Origin of the sequence: Actinomadura sp. KC345 (assembly GCF_004348515.1) — a bacterium.
Taxonomy (GTDB): Bacteria; Actinomycetota; Actinomycetes; order Streptosporangiales; family Streptosporangiaceae; genus Spirillospora.
In genome coordinates this window covers 1-18,074 of sequence record NZ_SMKH01000148.1, presented here as the reverse complement: position 1 = coordinate 18,074, position 18,074 = coordinate 1, and the positions used below count along the sequence as shown (strand labels likewise).

Annotated in this window: 12 protein-coding genes and 1 pseudogene; 6 read left to right on the top strand and 7 right to left on the bottom strand. The window is 75.7% G+C overall.

Annotation, left to right across the window (positions count from 1 at the left end):
• From E1281_RS23230 to E1281_RS23220, 3 genes and pseudogenes are all read left to right on the top strand, one after another.
• Window positions 1–353, top strand: a pseudogene (locus E1281_RS23230) (hypothetical protein); the annotation flags it as partial.
• A gap of 20 nt (window positions 354–373) precedes the next feature.
• Window positions 374–685 carry an extradiol ring-cleavage dioxygenase gene (locus E1281_RS23225; protein WP_131881563.1) on the top strand — a complete coding sequence of 104 codons (312 nt, stop codon included), beginning with the start codon at window positions 374–376 and terminating at the stop codon, window positions 683–685.
• Window positions 686–796: 111 nt separating this feature from the next.
• Complete coding sequence (locus E1281_RS23220) at window positions 797–1,351, top strand: universal stress protein (protein ID WP_165959060.1); 555 nt, start codon at window positions 797–799, stop codon at window positions 1,349–1,351.
• A 38-nt stretch (window positions 1,352–1,389) separates the two neighbouring features.
• Here E1281_RS23220 and E1281_RS23215 read toward each other — a convergent pair whose 3' ends face one another.
• The 5 genes from E1281_RS23215 to E1281_RS23195 form a co-directional block, all read right to left on the bottom strand.
• Window positions 1,390–2,481, bottom strand: coding sequence for an acyl-CoA dehydrogenase family protein (locus E1281_RS23215; RefSeq protein ID WP_131881559.1), 1,092 nt, complete (start codon window positions 2,479–2,481; stop codon window positions 1,390–1,392).
• Entirely contained in the window at window positions 2,478–3,671 is a 1,194-nt protein-coding gene (locus E1281_RS23210; RefSeq protein WP_131881557.1) for an acyl-CoA dehydrogenase family protein, read from the bottom strand. Before E1281_RS23210 ends, E1281_RS23215 begins: the two co-directional genes overlap by 4 nt.
• 104 nt (window positions 3,672–3,775) lie before the next feature.
• Window positions 3,776–5,869, bottom strand: a complete 2,094-nt coding sequence (locus E1281_RS23205) for an AAA family ATPase (protein WP_131881555.1) — start codon at window positions 5,867–5,869, stop codon at window positions 3,776–3,778.
• A 58-nt stretch (window positions 5,870–5,927) separates the two neighbouring features.
• A complete protein-coding gene (locus E1281_RS23200) occupies window positions 5,928–7,235 on the bottom strand; it encodes a M1 family metallopeptidase (protein ID WP_131881553.1) in 1,308 nt (435 codons plus the stop codon).
• Window positions 7,232–11,167 carry a Pls/PosA family non-ribosomal peptide synthetase gene (locus E1281_RS23195; protein WP_131881551.1) on the bottom strand — a complete coding sequence of 1,312 codons (3,936 nt, stop codon included), beginning with the start codon at window positions 11,165–11,167 and terminating at the stop codon, window positions 7,232–7,234. The genes E1281_RS23200 and E1281_RS23195 overlap by 4 nt, the downstream gene beginning before the upstream one ends.
• Window positions 11,168–11,323: 156 nt before the next feature.
• Here E1281_RS23195 and E1281_RS23190 point away from each other — a divergent pair, with 156 nt between their 5' ends.
• A complete protein-coding gene (locus E1281_RS23190; protein ID WP_131881549.1) occupies window positions 11,324–12,133 on the top strand; it encodes an SDR family NAD(P)-dependent oxidoreductase in 810 nt (269 codons plus the stop codon).
• 3 nt (window positions 12,134–12,136) lie between these two features.
• On the opposite strand, the gene E1281_RS23185 is transcribed toward E1281_RS23190, so the two are convergent.
• Complete coding sequence (locus E1281_RS23185; protein WP_243717278.1) at window positions 12,137–15,361, bottom strand: carboxyl transferase domain-containing protein; 3,225 nt, start codon at window positions 15,359–15,361, stop codon at window positions 12,137–12,139.
• Between the two features lie 172 nt (window positions 15,362–15,533).
• Here E1281_RS23185 and E1281_RS23180 point away from each other — a divergent pair, with 172 nt between their 5' ends.
• Entirely contained in the window at window positions 15,534–16,157 is a 624-nt protein-coding gene (locus E1281_RS23180) for a TetR family transcriptional regulator (RefSeq protein WP_131881545.1), read from the top strand.
• 54 nt (window positions 16,158–16,211) lie between these two features.
• Window positions 16,212–17,393: an acyl-CoA dehydrogenase family protein gene (locus tag E1281_RS23175; protein WP_131881543.1), complete on the top strand. Its 1,182-nt coding sequence runs from the start codon at window positions 16,212–16,214 to the stop codon at window positions 17,391–17,393.
• A gap of 34 nt (window positions 17,394–17,427) precedes the next feature.
• Here E1281_RS23175 and E1281_RS23170 read toward each other — a convergent pair.
• Window positions 17,428–18,074: alpha/beta hydrolase (locus tag E1281_RS23170; protein ID WP_131881541.1), on the bottom strand; the 647-nt coding region annotated here is incomplete at its 5' end.

Genomic DNA, 18,074 nt, shown 5'->3' with positions numbered 1-18,074 from the left:
GGTTCGGCGAGTCGCTCGGCGCGCTGGTCCGCGACCGGCTCCCGGCGGGCCTCCGGGTCGGGCTGCTGGGGTCGGGCGGGCTCAGCCACGAGCCGGGCGGTCCCCGCTACCTGGAGATCGACGAGAAGTTCGACCGGCGGTGGATGGACCTGCTGGCCGAGGGCGACCACGGCCGCGTCCTGGACGAGGTCACCTTCGAGCGCATGGAGGAGGCCGGCGCCGGCGGCACGTCCGAGCTGCTGTCCTGGCAGGTCGTCATGGGCGCCATCGGCGAGCGGCCCTGCACGCCCCTCTGCTATGTCTGCGTGCCGCAGTGGCGCTGCGGTGTCGGCGCCGTCCTCTGGGACGTCTGAGCGCGAGAAAAGGGAACCCGATGTCACTTGAGCACTTCGACCCGCTCCTGCGCGCCAACGACCTCGTCCAGGACCTCAAATGGGACGCCGGCCTGCTGGAGGAGTTCCAACGGGACGAGGAGGCCGTGCTGGACCGCTACGACCTCCTGCCCGAGGAGCGGCAGGGCGTCCTGGAGCGCGATTTCCGGCGCCTGTACCTGATCGGCGTCCACCCGTACCTGCTCGGGCAGCTGTCCCGGCTGATCCACGGCACCGCCGAGAACGCCGGGACCTCCGTCGCGGCCACCGCGCTCGTCGCCTCCCTGCTCGGCGAGGACGCCGCCGGGACCTAGCCCGCGCTTTTTACGGACACCCGGGGGTTTCCACACCGCGAAACACTTCCTTCGCAACGGGCGAACCTGCACCCTAGACTGCAATCGACAGGCGGGGGTTCAGGAGGAACCGTGATCGCGAGACCGGAGGGCGGCCCCCGCGTCGTGGTGGGGGTGGACGACTCCGCGGGCGCCCGCTGCGCCCTGTCCTGGGCGATCGGCGAGGCGCGGCTGCGGAGGCTGCCGCTGCTGGTCGCCCATGCCGCGCCGCTGCCGCCGCACGTGTCGGCGGCCGGGCAGCTCGGCTGCGGCATCACCGACGCGCTGCGCGCCTCCGGCGCGGAGCTGATCGCCCGGATCCTGGCGGAGGTGAGCGACGGCCCGCCGGACGGCGTGGACATGACGGCGCTGGCGCTCGTCGGCGAGCCGGGCGCGGCCCTGGTGCGGCTGGCCGGCGACGACGACCTCCTCGTCGTCGGGCACGGGACCCGCGGCCCGTTCTCGCGGCTGCTGCGGCCCTCGGTGCGGCTGCACTGCGCCCGCAGCGCCCGCGCGACGCTGGTGTGCGTCCGCCCTCCCGCGTTCGACGCGCTGCTGGAGTGCCTGGCGGCGCGGGACGCGTCCCCGGGGCAGGTCCCCGGCTCCCGGTTCCGCCGGCTGGGCCGCCGCCTGCGCCACCCGCTCTGACGTCCTCCCCTCCCGGCGTTCCGGCATGCCCGCGGCGCTCAGGCCGGGGGCAGGTCGACCAGGGCGGCCAGAGCGGCGCGGTGCCGGTCGGGGGTGCCGAGGGCGATGGCGTCGGCCTTCGCGCGCTTCAGGTACAGGTGCGCGGGGTGTTCCCAGGTGAAGCCGATGCCGCCGTGCATCTGCACGCACTCCTCGGCCGCCTTGAGGGCGACGGCCGAGCAGTGCGCCTGGGCGACCGCGACCGAGATCGCCGTCTCGTCGCCGCCGTCGCCGCCACTCGCCTGGGAGGCCACGCATGAGGCCGCGTGGCGGGCGACCGCGCGGGCCTGGGTGATCGACGTCCACAGGTCGGCGAGGCGGTGCTTGAGGCCCTGGTAGGAGCCGACCGGCCGACCGAACTGGTAGCGCGTCTTCACGTAGGCGACGGTGTCGTCCAGGCACCGCTCGGCGAGCCCGAGCTGCTCGGAGGCCAGCATCGCGGCCCCGGTCAGCAGGGCGGCGCGGACGGCGCCCCCGCCCTCGGCGACCGGCCGCGCGGGCGCCCCGGAGAAGGCGAGGTCGGCGAGGCGGCGCGTCATGTCGAGGGACGTCACGGCGGTGCGGCGGACGTCGGCGGCGTCCACCGCGTAGAGGCCGCCGGCGGCCGGAACCAGGAACACCCCGGCGGCCATCCCGTCGGCGACGCTGGTGACCTCGCCGGTCACCGTGCCGTCCGACACCCGGACGGTCTCGGCGGAGTCACCGGGGCCGGTGCTGAACGGCACCGCGAGCACCGCGATCCCGTCCCCGGACGCCAGCCGCGCGAGCAGGTCGCGTTCTCCGGCGGCCATCAGCGCGGCCGTCGCCGTCACCGCGCTGCTCAGGAAGGGGACCGGGGCGGCGGAGCGGCCCAGCTCCTCCATGACGACGGCGGTCTCGCGCCAGGTGGCGCCGGCGCCGCCGGCGTCCTCCGCGACGGGCAGCCCCGCGCAGCCGAGCTGGACGGCGACGGCGTGCCACAGCGCCGCGTCGTACGGCTCCTCCTTCTCGGTCCCGGCGAGGACGGACGTCCAGGGCGCCTTGTCGTCGAGCACCTCCCGGACGCTCGCGCGCAGGTCGTTCTCGATCTCGCTGTACAGCAGGTCGCTCACTTGGGGAGGTCCTTCCACGCGACGTCCTTGTCGACCCGGATCTCGCCGGGCAGGCCCAGCACGCGCTCGGCGATGATGTTGCGCAGGATCTCCGAGGTGCCGCCCTCGATGGAGTTGCCCTTGGCGCGCAGGTACCGGTAGCCGGGCGAGCGGCGGGTGAAGTCGACCTCGGCCGGCCGCCGCATGGTCCAGTCGTCGTAGCGCAGGCCGTCCTCGCCGAGCAGCTCCAGCTCCAGGCCGGACACCTCCTGGTTGAGCCTGGCGAACGACAGCTTGGCTCCCGAGCCCTCCGGGCCGGGCTCCCCCGCGGTGAGCTTCTGGCGCAGCCGCACCCCGGTGAGCCGGGCGGCCTCGGTCTCCACCCAGGCCCGCAGGACGGCGTCGTGCAGGGCGGGCGTGCGCAGCTCGGGGCGGTCGCGCCACAGCGCGGCGACCACGCCGATCATGCCGCTCTCGCGGGGCGCGGCGGCGCCGCCGATGGCGACGCGCTCGTTCATCAGCGTCGTCGTGGAGACCTGCCAGCCCTGCCCCACCTCGCCGAGCCGGTGCTCGTCGGGGATGCGCACGTCGGTGAGGAAGACCTCGTTGAACTCGGCCTCGCCGGTGATCTGCCGCAGCGGCCGGACCTCGACGCCCGGCGCGGTCATGTCGCAGACGAAGTAGGTCATGCCGCGGTGCTTGGGGACGTCCGGGTCGGTGCGGGTGACGAGGATCGCCCAGCGCGCCTCGTGGGCCATGGACGTCCAGACCTTCTGGCCGCTGACCGTCCAGGAGTCGCCGTCGCGGACCGCGCGGGTGGCGAGCGCGGCGAGGTCGGAGCCGGCGCCGGGTTCGCTGAACAGCTGGCACCAGATCTCCTCGCCCGTCCACAGCGGGCGCAGGAAGCGGCGCTTCTGCTCCTCGGTGCCGAACGCGAGGATCGTCGGCGCGGCCATCCCGAGCCCGATGCCGTTGCGCTCCGGTTGGTTGGAGGGGGCGCCGGCGCCGGCGAAGAACCGGTCGACGGCGGGCTGCAGGGCGCGGGGCGCGCCGAGCCCGCCGAGGCCCTCGGGGTAGTGGACCCAGGCGAGGCCGGCGTCGAACCGCGCCCGCAGGAACTCCAGGGGCCCGGTGGCCGCGGGGTCGTGCGCCGCGAGGAACTCGCCGGCCCGCCGCTCCAGCTCGTCGGCGTCGGGGGGTGCTGTGCTCACGGGTCGGGACCTCCGCGCGGGCGAGGGTGGCGACCGGGCCACCCACCGGACATACCAACCAGTCGGTATGCCGCGTCCAGACTAGGAACCGCCGAGACGGCGAGTCAACCGTCCCCGGCCGGGGCGTCCGCCTGGGGCATCGCCAGTTCGGCCGGGAGGTCGTCGTCGTGCAGGACCGTCAGGGACGTGACGGCGCGGGTCAGCACGACGTACAGGCGGGCGAGTCCGCGGGCCTCGGCCGCGGCGATGGCGGCGGGCCCGGCGACGATCACGTGGTCGTACTCCAGGCCCTTGGCGAGCGTCGCCGGGACGACGAGGAGCCGCCCGGCGCCGTCGGAGTCGGGGCCGAGGACGGCGTGCTCCAGGCCGGCCGCCTCCAGCGCCGCCGCGTACCCGGCCGCCGCGGCGTCGGGCACGATCAGGCCGACCGATCCGGGCCGGGTGAGGGCCTCGCGGGCGGCGCCGGTGATCGCGGAGGCCAGGTCGGGGACGCGCCGCACCGCCAGGGCGCCCGCTCCGGGGCGCAGCGAGCGGGGCCGCTCCAGGCCGGGCGCGACGTGCGGGAGCAGCCGGGCGGCGAAGTCCAGGACGCTTCCCGGGACACGGAAGCCCAGGGTCAGCTCGGTGACGTCGCCGTCCTGCCCGAGGTGGGTGAGGACCTCCTTCCACGACCGCGCCGACCAGGAGGTCGTGCCCTGGGCGAGGTCGCCGAGGACGGTCGCCGAACCCGTCCCGCACCGGCGGCCCAGGGCGCGCAACTGCATGGCCGACAGGTCCTGCGCCTCGTCCACGACCAGGTGGCCGAGCGACGACGTGCGCTCGATGAGGTCGTTCAGCTCGTCGAGCAGGGCGCGGTCGGCGGCGGTCCACCGGGCCGTGCGGTGGGACCGGGCGGGCCTGGCCCACAGGATCGCGGCCTGCTCCTCCTCGTCCAGGAGGCCCTTGGCGGCCCTGCGCAGGAACTCCGCGTCCGACAGCAGCCGGTACAGGACCTGCTCCGGCGTGACCTTCGGCCACACGGCGTCGAGGACCTGCTTGACGGGCCGGCTGCGCGCCACCTGGTCCTGGACGCGGTCGTCCGGCGCCTCGCCGCGCCGTTCCATCAGCACGAGGATCTGGTGGGCGAGCCGCTGGGCGAACGCGGCGCGGCCGCTGCCGTACCGGGTGGTGCCGCGCAGCGCGGCGGCGGTCTCGCGGACCTCGTGCTCGGCCAGCCGGTAGCGGGCGGACCCGCGGCTGACGACGAGGCCCGCCTCCGGTTTGGTGATGTGCGCCCACAGCGCCTTGCGGAGCACGTCCGCCATGCGCGCGTCGCCCTTGACCGCGGAGACGTCCGCCTGCTCCTCCCCCGTGGGGGCGCCGAGCAGGTCATCGATCGTGGCCTGCTCGACGCTGACCTCGCCGAGGGCGGGCAGCACCGCCGAGATGTAGCCGAGGAACGCGCGGTTGGGCCCGACGATGAGGACCCCGGACCGCGCCAGCCGCTCCCGGTGGGTGAACAGCAGGTACGCGGCGCGGTGCAGGCCGACGGCCGTCTTGCCGGTGCCGGGCGCGCCCTGCACGCACACCGTGCGGGGCAGGTCCGCGCGGACGATCGCGTCCTGGTCCGGCTGGATCGTGGCGACGATGTCGCGCATCGGCCCGGTGCGGGGACGCTCGATCTCCTCGGTCAGGATGCGGGACGGGCCGGTCTCGCCCCCGTCCGGAGGCCCGTCCGGAGGCCCGTCCGGAGGCCCGTCCGGAGGCCCGTCCAGGGGCTCGTCCTCGAACGCGGTCAGCTCGCCGGCCTGGAAGCCGAACCGCCGCCGCAGCCTCCAGCCCATGGGGTCGGCCGGCCCGGCCTGGTAGAACGCCCGGGACACCGGTGCGCGCCAGTCCAGCACGAGCGGCCGCCCCTCGTCGCCGTCGTGGACGTGCCGCCGCCCCACGTACATGACCGCGGGCAGGTCCGGGTCGTCGCCGCCGTCGCGGCCGGCGCCTGCGCGGTCCATCCGCCCGAAGAACAGCGGCGTGCCGGGATGGTCCGCGAGCGCCGCGACGCGCTGGTCGAGCAGGGACTCCAGGAACTGCTCGGACACCCAGTCGGCGGCGACGTCGGCGGACAGGCTCCGGGCGTGCTCGCGCATCCGGCGCAGCGCGGCGCGGGACTCGGCCAGATGGGCGCGCTCGGCGGCCAGGATCGTGGACTCGGCGGGCATGCGGGCAGACCTCCGTCGGCGAGAGGCGAGTGGGGGCAAACCCACTACCTTACGCCTCTCAGGGCAACTGAGGGAGGGGACGCCGGTAAAGCCAGGCGGAGAAGAGGTCGTCCAGCGGACGGCCGGCGTGGCGGGCGGCGAGCGCGGTGAACTCCTCGGTGGTCACCGAGCCGTGGCGGTGCCCGGCGGTCCACGCGCGCAGGGTCCGGAAGAACGCGTCGTCGCCCGTCGCGCGGCGCAGCGCGTGCAGCGCGAGCGCCCCGCGCTTGTAGAGGTAGTCGTCGAAGAGGTGCCGGGGCCCGGGGTCGGCGAGCACGAGGTCCTTCGACCCGCCGGCCAGCCGCGCGTGCCACCGCCGGGCGTGCTCGGACGCGGGGGCGCCGCCCGAGTTCTCCGACCACAGCCACTCGGCGTAGGAGGCGAAGCCCTCGTGCAGCCAGATGTCCCGCCAGTGCGCGACCGTCAGGCTGTTGCCGAACCACTGGTGCGCCAGCTCGTGCGCGATGAGCGGCTCCTCGCCCCGCTCGCCGTCGACGTGGTTCGTCCCGAAGATCGACATGCCCTGCGCCTCGACCGGGATCTCCAGCTCGTCGTCGGCGACGACGACCGTGTACGCGCCGAAGGGGTACGGGCCGAACAGCTCGCAGAACGTGGCGATCATCTGCCCCTGGCGGCCCAGGTCGTGCAGCACCCGCCGTTCCCGCGCCGCCGGGTAGTGGACGTGCTGCGGGACGGGCCCGTCCAGCTCGGCCGACCGGTACCGCCCGATCTGGACGCTCGCCAGGTAGGTCGCGGTCGGCTCGTCCTGCTCGTACACCCAGGTGGTGTTCGCGCCGGCGCTGCTCTTGCCGGTGAGGCGGCCGTTGGCGACGACGGTGTAGGCGGACGCCGTGGTGACCGCGATCCGGTAGCGGGCCTTGTCGCCGGGCCGGTCGTTGCAGGGGAACCACGAGGGCGCGCCGGTGGGCTGCCCCGCGACGATCGAGCCGTCGGTCAGCTGCTCCCAGCCGAGCCCGCCCCAGTGGCTGCGGACGGGCGACGGGTTGCCGGTGTAGCGGACCTCCACGGTGAACGCGCCCGGATCGAGGGGCCGCGCCGGCGTGACGGTCAGCGTGCCGCGCCAGTGCCGGAACCGCGCCGGGGCCCCGTCCACCAGGACCCTGCCGATGCGGAACGGCCCGAGGTCGAGCGCGAACCGTGTGAGCGGCGCGGCGGCCGTCGCCGACAGCCGCGCGGTGCCGGCGAGGCGGTTGGGGCCGACCCGGTAGTCCAGTTCGAGGTCGTAGGCGCCGACCGTGTAGTCGTCGTGGCCGTGTCCGGGGAAGTACGCGGCGGTCCGGGAGCCGGGGGCGGGCGGGGTCTTCACGGTCGGTGCGGTTCCTCGTTTCGTCGTCCGGTGCCGTCGCGGCCCGCGCCGGCCGGGGTCCAGGCCGCGATCGGGTTGCCCAGCCACCGCGTGCCGGCGGGCAGTTGCTCGCCGCGCATCACCAGGGACGCGGGCCCGACCGTGGCGCAGGCCCCGATCGAGGCCGCGGGCAGGATCACCCCGTTGGAGCCTAGCGTCGCACCGTGCTCCAGGACGACCGCGTCGACCCGCATGATCCGGTCGTGGAACAGGTGGGTCTGCAGCACGCAGCCCTCGTTCACGGACGCGCCGTCGCCGAGCCGGACGAGGTCGGCCTCCGGGAGCCAGTAGGTGGCGCACCAGACGCCGCGTCCGACGCGGGCGCCGAGCGACCGGAGCCAGAGGTTCAGCGGGGCGGTCCCGAGCCACGGCTCGGCGAACCACGGCGCCGCGAGGACCTCGACGAAGTTGTCGGCCAGCTCGTTGCGCCACACGAACGAGCTCCACAGGGCCCGGTTCCCGGGCTTGATCCGCCCCACGAGCGCCCATTTGGCCGCGGTCGCGACGGCCGCGGCCAGCACCCCCGCGCCGGTGAGGACGAGGCCCGACAGCAGCGCCGCGGCACCGAACCCGTGGGCGGCGGCGATTCCCGCGAACGCGGCGGCGGCCAGGACGCCGGCCGCGACCGTGCACATCGCCGGGACGACGCGGCACGCCTCGACCGCCGCCCTCGCCGCCTTGAGCCGGCGGGGCGGCCGGTAGGTGCGGGACTGGTCGCCGGTGTCGGCCCTGCGGCTCAGCCGCACCGGCGGCATGCCGAGGTAGGAGGCGCCGGCCTTGGCCTTCTTCGGCGCCGCCGACAGGACGCCGATCAGCCCGCCCTTGGGCACCTTGCGGCCGGGACCCGTCATCCCCGAGTTGCCGAGGAACGCGCGCTCGCCGATGCGCGCCCGCGCGATCCGCATCCGCCCTCCGCCCAGCTCGTAGGGCGCGACCATCGTGTCGTCGGCGAGGAACGCCCCGTCGTCGACCGAGGTCATGGCGGGCAGCGCGAGGACCGTCGAGGCCTCCACGTCGCGGCCGACCCGCATGCCGAGGGCGCGCAGCCAGGCGGGGGTGAGGACACTGGCGTACAGCGGGAAGAGCCAGACGCGCGCCGTCGCCATCAGCCGGCTCGTGGCCCACGCCTGCCACGCCCGGCGGCTGTGCACCGGGTACTCGCCCTCGCTCAGCCCGGCGCCGAGGAGGCGCACGCAGACCAGGGTGATGAGCGCGAAGGCGCCCATGCCCGCGAGGGTGGCGGCGGGCACCGCCGCCAGGGCCGCCGCGAGGGCGTCCCCCGGGCTCGCGGCGCCGCGCGTGAAGAGGCCGAGGACCGCGATGCCGGGCAGCGCCGCGATCAGCGGCAGCAGGCCCAGCCCGAGGGCCGACGCCGCGTACGCCAGCGTCCAGCGGCGCCGCCGCGGCGGACGGTCGGCGCCGGCGTGCCGCTTGGCCCTGCCCTTGCGGACGGCGGGGGCGCCCGCCCAGCGCTGCCCGGCGGGGACCCGCCCGGTCACCGCCGAGCCCGCCGCGACCTGCGCCCTCTTCCCGACGCGGGCGCCGGGGAACAGCACGGCGCGGGCGCCGACGACGGCGTCCGCGCCGACCCGGACCGCGCCGACGCGCAGGACGTCGCCGTCCAGCCAGTGGCCGCTCAGGTCGGCCTCGGGCTCGATCGCCGCCCCGCGGCCGAGCCGGAGCATCCCGGTCACGGGCGGCGGGGCGTGCAGGTCGACGTCCGGGCCGATCCGGGCGCCGAGCATGCGGGCGTAGAAGGCGTACCAGGGCGCGGCCGACAGCTCGGCGGCGCCGAGGCGGACGGCGAGCTGCTCGGCCGCCCACAACCTCAGGTGGACGGCGCCGCCGCGCGGGTACGCGCCCGGCCGCAGGCCGCGCAGCAGGAGCCGCGCGCCGGCCGCCGCCAGCGCCATCCTGCCGGGCGGCGCGACGAACAGCAGCGCGCCCGCGAGGACGGCCCACCACGACACTTCCGGCGCCCACGGGAACGCGGCGGGGGCCAGGTGGACGGCGAGGTTGCCGAGGGCCGCCAGGCCCACGACCCACCGCATGGCGCCCATGGTCAGGAGGGGGATCATCAGAAGCGCCTGGACGGCGGACGCCCGTGCCGGCACCGGCCGCACGGCGCGCTCCGGCGCCGGCTCCGCCGCCGTCCCCTGCGGTACCCGGTCTCCGAGATGCGCGGCGAGGCCGCCCAGCGTGGGGTTCTCGTAGACGTCGCCGACCGACACCGACGGGTGGTGCGGGCGCAGGGCCGACACCAGCCGTGCCGCCGCGAGGCTGCTGCCGCCGAGCGCGAAGAAGTCCGCGCCGGGCGCGGTGGGGCTCTCGCCCAGGACCTCGGCCCACCTGGCCGCGAGCCACTCCTCGGCCTCGCTGAGCGGTTCGGCGCCGGTGCGCGGGTCCGTCCCGTCCGGGTCGCCCGCTCCGGGCGCCGGCCAAGGCAGTGCGTCCCGGTCGACCTTCCCGGACGTCCGCGTGGGGAGCGTGTCCACGGTGACGAGGCGAGGCACCAGGGCTGCGGGCAGCACCTCCCCCAGCCGCTCCCGCGCCGAGGCCGCGTCGAACCCGTCGCCGGCGACGAGGTAGCCGACGAGGAGCCGGTGCCCGGCGGGCGTCTCGCGGACCGCGGCGGCGGCGCCGGTCACGCCCGGGAGGGCCTGCAGCGCCGCGTCGACCTCGCCGAGCTCGATCCGGCGGCCGCCCAGCTTGACCTGGTCGTCGGCGCGGCCGACGAAGACGAGGCCGGCCGGGTCGGCGCGGACGAGGTCGCCGCTGCGGTAGGCGCGGTCCCAGCCGAGCGACGGCAGGGGCCCGTACTTCTCGGCGTCCTTGGCGGGGTCGAGGTAGCGGGCGAGGCCGACGCCGCCGATGACGAGCTCGCCGGTCCCGCCTGGGGCGACGGGGTCGCCCGCGGGGTCGACGACGGCGAGGTCCCAGCCGTCGAGCGGGAGGCCGATCCGGACCGGGCCGGCGCCGCCGAGCGGCGCCGCGCAGGCGACGACGGTCGCCTCGGTGGGCCCGTAGGTGTTCCAGACGCGGCGCCCCGGGACGGCCAGGCGGGCGGCCAGCTCGGGCGGGCACGCCTCGCCGCCGAAGATCAGCAGCCGGATGCCGTCGAGGGTCTCGGGGGGCCACAGCGCGGCGAGCGTCGGGACGGTGGACACGACCGTGATGCCCCGCCCGGCGAGCCAGGGGCCCAGGTCCGCGCCGGTGCTCACGAGTGAGCGCGGCGCCGGCACGAGGCAGGCGCCGTGCCGCCAGGCCAGCCACATCTCCTCGCAGGACGCGTCGAACGCCACCGACAGCCCGGCCAGGACGCGGTCGGACTCGCGCGCCGGGAACAGCCGCGCCTCGGCGTCCACGAACGCGGCGGCCGCGCGGTGGGACACCGCCACGCCCTTGGGCCTGCCGGTCGAGCCGGAGGTGAAGATGATCCAGGCGTCGTCGCCGGGCTCCGGGCGGCCGGCGCGTCCGCCGGGGGCGGCGCGGAGGGTGAGTTCGCGGTGCTCCCCGATGACGGCGCAGACGCCGGCCTCGCCGAAGACGGTCGCGGCGCGTTCGGCCGGGTCGTCGGCGTCGACCGGGACGTAGGCGGCGCCCGCGGCGAGGACGGCGAGGATCGCGACGTACAGGCCGGCGGTGCCCGAGGGGACGCGGACGCCGACCCGGTCGCCGCGGCCGATCCCCGCCTGCTCCAGCTCCTTGGCGAGGGCGGTCACCTCGGCGCGCAGGCCCTCGTAGTCGAGGCGGGTGGAACCGTCGTCCAGCGCCGGCGCGTACGGGTGCCCGCGCACGGTGGCGTCGAAGACGTCCAGGAGGGTGCGCTCGGGAGGCGCGCTCCGCGACCGGAAGACGGCATGCTCGGGCTCGGCCGTGAGTGGACGCAACATTCCCCCGGGGTCCAGGCGACCGGCGCTCCGGCCGGGCCTTGCGGGCTGCGGGGGGCGCGAATACCGCTGACCGGGACACTCTACTCGATGGCCGCGAACGGCCCCGGGCGGTGGTGCGCCTTGCCCGCCGCGCCCGGGTGTGTGACCTTGGGCGGCATGGCGGCGGTGGAGGGGAAAGCGGTGTTGGACGGCAGGGCCGCACTGGTCACGGGAGCCTCGTCGGGCATCGGCGCGGTCGTCGCGGAGGCGCTTGCCGGGGCCGGGGCCCGGGTCGGGCTGGTGGCGCGGCGCGAGGACAGGCTGGAACGGGTGCTGGCGCGGTGCCGCGCGCACGCGCCGGGTTCGGCGATGTGGGTCGCCGACCTCGCCGACCTGGACGGGATCGACGGCCTCGCCAAGGCGGTCGAGCGCGAGTTCGGGGCCGTGGACGTGCTGGTCAACAACGCGGGCATGCCGAAGCGGCGCCGCGTCCAGGACCTGTCCCCCGCCGAGGCCGAGGACGTGATGCGGCTGAACTACCTGTCCCCGGTGCGGCTCACGCTGGCGCTGCTGCCCGGCATGATCGCGCGCGGGCACGGGCATCTGGTGGCGGTGGGCTCGGTGGCGGCGCGGCTCGGCCCGCCGCACGAGGCCGCGTACTCGGCCTCCAAGGCGGCGCTGACCGCGTTCTGGGAGAGCATGGCGGTCGACCTGGACGGCACCGGCGTGCAGGTCCACGTCGTCCAGCCGGCGCTCATCGCCGGCACCGAGCTGTTCACGCTTCCCGGCAACGAGGAGCCCCTCAGCGACGTCTCGGAGGCGCTGCCGCCGCAGGAGGTCGCCGATGCCGTCCTGAACGTCCTCGACGAGGGACGCTTCGAGCGGTACGTGCCGGCCTGGTTCGACGAGATGGCCTCGGGCAAGGCCGCCGACGTCGACGCGTTCGTCGCGGGCGTCAAGGAGTGGACCCGCGACCGGCTGGTGTGACCCTCACCAGGTGTCGATCCACCGCCGGCGGTCGCCGGGCGGCGGCGCGGACGCGAACGCGGTGGTGATCCAGCGCCGGGTGTCGGCCGGGTCGATGACGTCGTCCAGCTCGAAGACCGTGGCGGCGTGGAGCGCCTTGCCGTGCTCGTAGGCGGCGGCGACCATCTTCCGGAACAGCTCCTCGGGGTCTTCGGCCTCCGCCAGCTCCTTGCGGAAGCCGAGCCGGACGGCTCCCTCCAGGCCCATGCCCCCGATCTCGCCGGTGGGCCACGCGAGGGTCGCGAGCGGCGCCTTGAACCCGCCGCCCGCCATCGCCTGCGCGCCGAGCCCGTAGCCCTTGCGCAGCACGATCGTGACGATCGGGACGCGCAGGTTCGCGCCGACGACGAACATGCGGCTGAAGTGCCGGACGGTGGCGGTCCGCTCGGCGTCAGGGCCGACCATGAAGCCGGGCGTGTCGCACAGGGACACGACGGGCAGGCCGTGGGCGTCGCACAGCTGCAGGAACCGGGCGGCCTTGTCGGCGGCGTCGCGGTCGATGGCGCCGCCCAGGTGCGCCGGGTTACTGGCGATCAGCCCCATCGGGCGCCCCTCGATCCGCACGAGCGCGGTGATGACGCCGATCCCGAACGCGCGGCGCAGTTCCAGCACCGACCCCGTGTCGGCGAGGTGGGTGACCGCGCGGCGCACGTCGTAGGCGCGCAGCCGGTTCTCCGGGACGACGTGCCGCAGGATCCGCTGGTCGTCGCAGGCCCACTCGTCCCGCGGCCCCTGGAAGTAGGACAGGTAGCGGCGAGCGGCGGCGACCGCCTCGGCCTCGTCCTCCACGACGATGTCGACGACGCCGTTGGGCTCCTGGTCGCCGATCGGGCCGATCTCCTCGGGCGCGAACACGCCGAGCCCGCCGCCCTCGATCATCGCGGGGCCGCCCATCCCGATGTTGGCGTCGCGGGTGGCGATGATGGCGTCGCAGCAGCCGAGCAGGGCGGCGTTGCCGGCGAAGCAGCGCCCGGAGGCGATCCCGACGGACGGGACGGTGCCGCTGAGCCGGCCCATGGCGTGGAAGGTCGGCACGTCCAGGCCGGACACCGACGAGGTGTCGGTGTCGCCGGGCCGTCCCCCGCCCCCCTCGGCGAACAGGACGAGCGGCAGGCGGCGCCGGCGGGCGATGTCGAGCATCCGGTCGGTCTTGCGGTGGTTCTGGTAGCCCTGCGTCCCGGCCAGCACCATGTAGTCGTAGGACATGACGACCGCCTGCGCGCCGTTCACGTCCCCGAGGCCGCAGACCATGCCGTCGGCGGGGGTGCGTTCGATCAGGTCCTCCAAGGACCGGCGCTGCCGCTGCGCGGCGACGGCCAGCGCGCCGTACTCGGCGAACGTGCCGGGGTCGCACAGGTCCTCGATGTTCTCCCGGGCGGTGCGGTGGCCGCGCGCGTGCCGCCTGGCGACCGCCTCCGGACGGGACGCGTCCAGGCCGGTCCCGTGCCGCCGCAGCGTCTCGGCGAGGTCGGCGCGGATCTCGCCGAGATCGGCCTCGGCCTCCTCGGCGGCGTGGTCGCCGCCCACCTCGGCGGGCTCGGCGAACAGCAGCGGGGCGCCCTCGGCGACCGTGTCCCCGGGCGCGGCGGCGACGCTCCGCACGATGCCCGCCTCGCCCGCGCGGATCACGTGCTCCATCTTCATCGCCTCGAGGATCAGGACCGGCGTCCCGGCCCGCACGAGATCGCCCTCGGCCACGTCCACGCTCACGACCGTTCCCTGCATGGGGGCGGGGACGGCCACAGTGCCGGGCGGAGCGTCCGGCGCCGCGGCGGGGGCGCCGGACTCGCCACGGGCCTCGTCGCGGACGCTCTCGACGTAGTAGCGGCGGTGCTCGCTCTCCAGCAGCTCCGCCAAGTGGTCGGCGATGAAGGAGGTGTCGAGGCCGCCGGAGGTGAAGCCGGGATGCCGCAGGACGCCCTGGAGGAGCGGGATGCTCGTGGCCACGCCCGCGATCTCGAACTCGCCGAGCGCGCCGTGCGCGCGGGCGGCGGCGGACGGCAGGTCCTCCGCGCGGGCGACGACCTTGGCCAGCAGCGGGTCGTAGCGCGGGCTGACGCGGTGACCGGCGTGGCCGCAGGTGTCGACGCGGACACCGGGCCCGGACGGCGGCGCGAACGCGGTCAGCGTCCCGGACCGCGGGCGCGGCGTGCCGTCCGCGTCGATGGTCTCGGCGTTGACCCGGACCTGGACGGCGCAGCCCGACGCGCGCGGCGGCCCGCCGCCCAGGCCGACGGCGGCGAGGTCCTCCCCCAGCGCCAGCCTGATCTGCGTCTTCACCAGGTCCACGCCGGTGATCTCCTCCGTCACGGTGTGCTCGACCTGGAGCCGGGGGTTGACCTCCATGAACCAGAACTCCCCGCCGGCGACGAGGAACTCGAACGTGCCGATGCCGTCGTAGCGGACGCGGGCGGCCATGCGGAGCGCCGCGTCCAGGAGCGCGTCCCTGACCTCCTCCGGCAGCGCGGGCGCGGGCGCGATCTCGATCAGCTTCTGGTGCCGCCGCTGGACGCTGCAGTCGCGCTCCCACAGGTGGGTGACGGCGCCGGACCCGTCCCCGGCCACCTGCACCTCGATGTGGCGGGCGCGCGGCACGTACTTCTCGGCGTACAGGCCGCCGTCGCCGGATGCGGCCAGCGCCTCCGACCGGCACCGCTCGTACGCCTCGGCCATGCCGCCGGGGCCGGTGACGGTGCGCATCCCGCGCCCGCCGCCCCCGGCGAGGGCCTTGAGCATCACGGGGCCGTGCTCGCGGGCGAACGCCTCCGCGTCCGCGAGGCTCACCGGGCCCGCCGTCCCGGGCGTCACGGGCACGCCCGCCTCCCGGGCGAGCGCGCGTGCGCGGGTCTTGTCGCCGAACAGCTCCAGCAGTTCCGGGCGCGGGCCGGTGAACACCAGCCCTGCGGCGGCGCAGCGCGCGGCGAACCCCGCGTTCTCGCTGAGGAACCCGTAGCCGGGGTGGACGGCGGCGACGCCCGCGTCCTTGGCGGCGGCGAGCAGTGCGTCCGCGTCGAGGTAGCCGGCGGGGCCCTCGCCGGGCAGTTCCCGCACCTCGTCCGCGCGGCGGGCGTGCGGGGAGGCGGCCTCGTCGCGGGTGCGGACGGCGACCGTCCGCAGGCCCAGTTCCGCCGCGGCCCGGACGACCCGCAGCGCGATCTCCCCGCGGTTGGCCACCAGGATCCCGCTCACCCGTCCTCCTCGCCTCGCCCGACCCGGCATGGCCTTCACTTTAGAGAGGCCTCACTCTAGAAGCCGGGCCGCGCGGCGCCGCGCCCGGGACCGGGACCGGGCTCGGCGGGCGGGTGATAATGGTGGTGTGAGGCCGCCACCTCACGATCACCCTCCGGAGGAACGACGACCTATGGGCACCGCCGGCCGCTCCGTCCGCGAGTCCCTGCTCGACGCCGCCGCCGGCCTCCTGGTCGAGCGCGGCTACCGCGGCGTCCGCATGCAGGACGTCGCGGCCGCCGCCGGTGTGAGCCGGCAGACCGTCTACAACGAGTTCGGCGACAAGTGGGGCCTGGCCCAGGCGGTCGTGATCCGCGACAACGAGCGCTACCTCGACGGCATCGACGCGGTCCTGTCCGAGCACGACGACCTGTACTCGGCGGTGACGGCCGCGGTCCTGTTCACGCTGGAGATGTCGGCGGACGACCAGCTGAAGAAGGCGGTGCTGACCGGCGCGGGCGGCGACGAGCTGCTCCCGCTGCTCACCACGCAGGCCGAGCCGGTCCTGTTCACCGCCAGCGCCCGCATCGCCGAGCACGCGCTGCGCCACTGGCCGCACCTGGACGGCGAGGCCCTCACCGAGGTCGCCGACGCCGCCGTGCGGCTGACGATGAGCCACATCATGCTCCCCTCCGGCCCGCCCGAGATGTTCGCCCGCTTCGTCGCCCGGATGGTGACCCGCTACCTCGCCGTGGCCGGCCCGCCCGCCGGCGGGAACGAGGCGGAGGACGGCGGCGGGTCGGCCCCGTGTCAGTAGACACTTACTCCGGTCGGCTACCGTGGGGGCCGACAGCGAGTGCGAGGAGGCGCGATGGACTTCGACCTACCGGAGGGCGCGGCCGCGGTGCGCGAGGGCGTGCAGGCGATCGCCGGGAAGTACGACCAGGAGTACTGGAGCCGGTGCGACGCGGACAAGCGCTGGCCCGACGAGGTCTGGCGGGAGCTGGTCAAGGGCGGCTGGCACAGCCTCGCGATCCCGGAGGAGTACGGGGGCGCCGGGCAGGGCCTGCTGGAGCTCGCGGTCGCCCTTGAGGCCCTCGCCGAGGGCGGCGCGGGCGGCGCCGCGTCGTTCATGTACCTGCTCACGCCCGCGTTCGGCGGGCTGACCATCGCCCGCCACGGGACACCGGAGCAGAAGCGCGAGTTCCTGCCGAAGATCGCCTCCGGCGAGATCGAGACCTGCTTCGCCATCACCGAGCCGGACGCGGGCAGCAACGCCATCGCCATCACCACCCAGGCGCGCCGCGACGGCGACGCGTTCGTGGTCAGCGGCCAGAAGATCTGGATCTCCGGGGTCGAGCGCGCCGACTTCCTGGTCCTGGTCACCCGGACGGTCCCGGCCGCCGAGGCGCGCCCTAGGACGTCCGGCTTCACCGTCCTGCTGGTGGACGTCAAGGAGGCCGTCGCCGAGGGCACGCTCACCTACCAGCCGATCCCCAAGCTCGGCACCAACACCGTCGCGTCCAGCACGGTGTTCCTCGACGACGTCCGCGTGCCCGCGGAGCGCGTCCTCGGCGAGGTCGACCAGGGGTTCGCCGTCCTGTGGGACATCCTCAACCCCGAGCGCATCCTCGCCGCGGCCGGCGGCGTCGGCTCCGGCGAGCTGGTCCTGAAGATCGCGTGCGAGTACGCCGGAGAGCGGGCGCCCTTCGGCAAGCCGATCGGGTCGAACCAGGCCGTCGCGTTCCCGCTCGCCCGGATCAAGGCGCAGGTCGAGCTGGCGCGGCTGATGACCTACAAGGCCGCCTGGCTGTGGGACCGGGGCCGCCCCTGCGGGTCGGAGGCCAACATCGCCAAGCTCACCGCCGCGGACGCGGCCTGGCAGGCGGCCGACCGCGCGTTCCAGACCTACGGCGGCATGGCGTACTCGCTGGAGTACCCCGTCGCCCGGATGTTCCGCGACGCCCGCATCGCCAAGAACATCCCGGTCGCCGAGGAACTCGTCCTCGCCCACATCGCCCAGCACGAGCTCGGCCTGCCCAAGTCGTACTGAGCTGCGGGTCGTACTGATCTGCGGGTCGTACTGGTCACCCGAACGCCGCGCGCAGCCGCCGCACGGCGAAATCCCTGGCGCGGGCACCGGCGTCGAAGATCTCCGGCAGCAGGAAGAACGCGTGCACGACGCCGTCGTAGCGGCGCAGCTCCACCGGCACCCCGGCGGCGGCGAGGCGGCGCGCGTACGCCTCGCCCTCGTCGCGCAGGATGTCGCACTCGGCGGTGATCACGGTGGCGGGGGCGGCGCCGGCCAGGTCCGGGGCGCGCAGCGGCGCGAGCCGGACGTCGGACGGGTCGGCGCCGCCCCGGTAGAGCTCCATGAACCGGGCGAGCGACCCGGCGTCCAGCCCGTATCCGGAGCCGTACTCCCGCCAGCTCGGGGTGTCCATCGCCGTGTCGGTCACCGGGTAGACGAGCAGCTGGTGCACGAGCGGCACCCCGTGGTCGCGGGCCAGCAGCGCGACGACCGCCGCGAGGTTGCCTCCGGCGCTGTCGCCGGCGACCGCGACGGCACCGGGCAGGGCGCCGTAGCGGCCCGGCTCCCGCGCCAGGGAGGCGACCACGGCCCACGCGTCGTCCACGGCCGCGGGGAACGGGTGCTCAGGCGCCAGCCGGTAGCCGACGTTCAGGGCCACGCATCCGGCGTCCGCGGCGATGTCACGGCACAGGCCGTCCACGT

Coding starts and splice junctions, on each gene's coding strand:
- E1281_RS23225 (WP_131881563.1), top strand. CDS start 374: ATGTCACTTGAGCACTTCGACCCGCTCCTGCGCGCCAACGACCTCGTC.
- E1281_RS23205 (WP_131881555.1), bottom strand. CDS start 5,869: ATGCCCGCCGAGTCCACGATCCTGGCCGCCGAGCGCGCCCATCTGGCC.
- E1281_RS23195 (WP_131881551.1), bottom strand. CDS start 11,167: ATGTTGCGTCCACTCACGGCCGAGCCCGAGCATGCCGTCTTCCGGTCG.
- E1281_RS23190 (WP_131881549.1), top strand. CDS start 11,324: ATGGCGGCGGTGGAGGGGAAAGCGGTGTTGGACGGCAGGGCCGCACTG.
- E1281_RS23180 (WP_131881545.1), top strand. CDS start 15,534: ATGGGCACCGCCGGCCGCTCCGTCCGCGAGTCCCTGCTCGACGCCGCC.
- E1281_RS23175 (WP_131881543.1), top strand. CDS start 16,212: ATGGACTTCGACCTACCGGAGGGCGCGGCCGCGGTGCGCGAGGGCGTG.